Raw genomic sequence first — 2766 nt, 5'->3', positions numbered from 1 at the left:
GACGGCGCCGCCGAAGCCGTCGTCGAGGCGTAGGGGAGTCCAGGGGTCGACGATCCAGGCCGTGCCGTCGACGACGAAGTTGTACTGATAGGTCTTGTCGCGGCGTAGCCTGACCGTGGCTTCCCAAGCGCCGTCGGGCGACCGGAGCATGGGCAGGGCATCCGGCGCCCAGCCGTTGAAGTCGGCCGCGACGCCGACGCTCGATGCGTCCGGGGCGGACAGGGTGAAGCGGACGACCACGGTGGCCCGGGCCTCGATGAAGGCCGCGGTCAGCGCCGAGGACGCCACGGCGGTCATGAGCAGGGCCAGGGCGATGACCGCCGGTCTCGGACGACTGCGGCCGGAAGGCGGAGCGGACGCTTCAGGGGGTCGGGATGACAGGTCGGCGAGGGCCTCGGCCCAGCCGCTGGCGCGCAATTCTTCGATGGCGCGACGGGAATCATGCTCCGGATGGTCGTCCGGTAGGCCGGTAGCCTTCTTTTTCATATGATGGACTGCCTTTCAAATGGGTCGCGCCACGATGGGACGCTTCCTTAACCTCCATTGTATCACGCGACGGCGGATTACGCTACCGTCGATGCGAGGCGTCAGGGGTACAGCGCGCGCTCGACGGCGGCCAGCCCATCGGCCGTCGGCAGCGCGGCCGTGACGGCGGCCGAGAACCGGTCGGCCGGTATGCCGTCCCCGGCGGCCCGGCTGGCCAGGGCCGCGACGCCGTCGAATTCGGCCACGGGCAGCCTTGACGAGGCCAGGGCGACGACGAATGACGCCGCGGCCCCGTCGGGCATGCCGAGGGCGGCGGCGACGGCAGCGGTGGCCATCATGGCCGAGCCAGCCCGGTCGGCGTCCGCCGATGCCGAGATCGCCCAGCCGACGGCCGCCTTGACGGCCCGGTCGCCGAGCCCGTTGCGCATCGCGGTCCCGGCCGCCAGGTAGAAGCCGGTCGTCGCCTTCGCCGGCGGCCAGCGGGCTCCGTCCAGCAGTCCGGACAGGTAGGTCCAGTTCCGGGCATCGGACTCCAAGGCGGGTACCAGCCGAACGGGAGCCGTGCCCCGCGCGGCGGCCTCCCGGATGCGGGCCGTGAAGGCCCCGGCCGGGACTCCCGCGGCTATGGCGGGCGCGGCGGCGGACTTGATGTCCTCGGCCACTCCCCGATAGGCGGCCATCTCGGGGGCCTCGACCAGCCACTTCGCGAAGCCGCGAGCGGCCTCGTCCCTGGCCGACCGTACGGCGGCGTCGGCGGAAGGCCTGGCCGCGGCGCCGCCCGATGGTACGGAGCCGCCCTGGTCGCCCGGCTCCTGGTCGCCGACCGTGCCGGTGCCCCCGGTCCCGCCCGTACCTCCGGCCGCCCCGCCTCCGCCCCCGCGCTGCGCGAACGCCGGGGTCGCGAGGCAGATGGCCGCGATGGCGGCCGCCATGAACACAGACCGTCGACGAGCCATGGTAGTCCTCCTCGTATCAATCACAGGGCCATGGACGAAACGGCGCCGCCGAACCCGTCCTCGAGCCGTATGGGGGCCGACGGATCGACGACCCACACGTCGCCGTCTATGACGAAGTTGTACTGGTACGCCCGTCCCTTCCGCAGGGGCACGACAATCTCCCAGTCGCCGTCGGCCGTGCGGCGCAGGGGCATGGCCTCGGACGACCATCCGTTGAAATCGGCGGCGAGCGTCACGCTGGCCGCGTCGGGTTCCGACAGCACGAAGCGCACGAGCACGGTGGACCGGGCCTCGATGACGGCCGAGGTGACGACCGAGGAGACGAGGGCCGCCACGAGCACGGCGACCGCCGCGGGCAGGGGCCTGAAGCGGCGGAAGCGGCCCGGGACGGGTGCGTCGAGCCGTACGGGGCCGCCGCGACCGCGTACCGCGGCCATGACCGCGTCGGCCGATGACTTGCCGGCGCCGACGGCGCGCGGCAACAACCCGGACAGGGCATCGGCGTCGCCGTCGTCCCTGGCGCGCATCAGCGCGAGGGCCCGTTTCCGGGCCATGGCATCGTGCGGCCCCGCCATCCGCGGAGCGCCGCGTTCCGGCTTTTCCATATCAGCTACTACCTTTCGAAACGGCGGACGGTTGCGGTCCGGGATCCAGTTCCACGGACAGGCGGCGCCGTGCGCGGAGCAGCCTGGACTTCACGGCTTCCCGACCGAGTCCCGCCGCCGCCGCGGTCTCGGCCACCGACAGCCCGGCGAAATAGTACAGTTCGACGACGACGCGCAGGCGGGCCGGCAGGCGCGCCACGGCAGCGCGGACCGCGGCGCCGGCGAGGCTGTCCAAGGCCTCCGCCTCGGCGTCCTCGCTATCGTCCGCGGATCCGGCCTCGCGGGCCGCCGCCTCGGCTACGGCATCGATGGCGGCCCGGGCGGCGTAGCGTGACTTTACGCGGTTGGCGGCTATGGCGAACAGCCAGGCGGGGAATCCGCGGCGGGCGTCGAAACGAGCCAGCGAGCGGAATGCCCTCGTGAAGACGTCCTGCACGGCGTCCTCCGCGTCGTCCGCCGAGCCGAGCCGGGCGCGGCAGAAACGGTACAGCCCATCGCCGTAGCGGTTCACGAGATCCCGGAACGCGTCGACGTCGCCGGCCAGCACCCGGGCGACCGCTTCGGCGTCCGTGTTTCCATCATCCATATTCGGCAGTCTAGCGCGGCGGGGCCGGTTCGACCATATCCCGAAGAATTTCAGCTTGGCGCGCAACCGCCGCCGGCGACCGACGGTACTACATCATATCCGGTCGATCGGGGCGATCCGGACCCCCGGCCGA

General features: G+C 72.3%; 4 protein-coding genes. All 4 read right to left on the bottom strand.

Going from position 1 to position 2766, the window contains the following annotated elements:
• Positions 1-297 (bottom strand): isoamylase early set domain-containing protein (locus WC493_RS23180; RefSeq protein ID WP_373069003.1); only part of this gene is annotated, 297 nt, incomplete at its 3' end.
• A gap of 290 nt (positions 298-587) precedes the next feature.
• Positions 588-1442, bottom strand: a complete 855-nt coding sequence (locus WC493_RS23175; protein ID WP_373069001.1) for a hypothetical protein — start codon at positions 1440-1442, stop codon at positions 588-590.
• Between the two features lie 20 nt (positions 1443-1462).
• Entirely contained in the window at positions 1463-2047 is a 585-nt protein-coding gene (locus tag WC493_RS23170) for an isoamylase early set domain-containing protein (protein WP_373068999.1), read from the bottom strand.
• A gap of 1 nt (position 2048) precedes the next feature.
• Positions 2049-2699, bottom strand: coding sequence for an RNA polymerase sigma factor (locus WC493_RS23165; protein WP_373068997.1), 651 nt, complete (start codon positions 2697-2699; stop codon positions 2049-2051).
• Positions 2700-2766 lie beyond the last annotated feature (67 nt).

The organism is Zavarzinia sp. (genome assembly GCF_041650655.1).
In the GTDB taxonomy this organism is placed as follows: domain Bacteria; phylum Pseudomonadota; class Alphaproteobacteria; order Zavarziniales; family Zavarziniaceae; genus Zavarzinia.
This window is presented reverse-complemented; position numbering and strand designations above follow the sequence as displayed.

What these genes read in the sequence shown, in the direction of transcription:
- WC493_RS23175 (WP_373069001.1), bottom strand. Translation starts at nt 1,442, where the DNA reads ATGGCTCGTCGACGGTCTGTGTTCATGGCGGCCGCCATCGCGGCCATC.
- WC493_RS23170 (WP_373068999.1), bottom strand. Translation starts at nt 2,047, where the DNA reads ATGGAAAAGCCGGAACGCGGCGCTCCGCGGATGGCGGGGCCGCACGAT.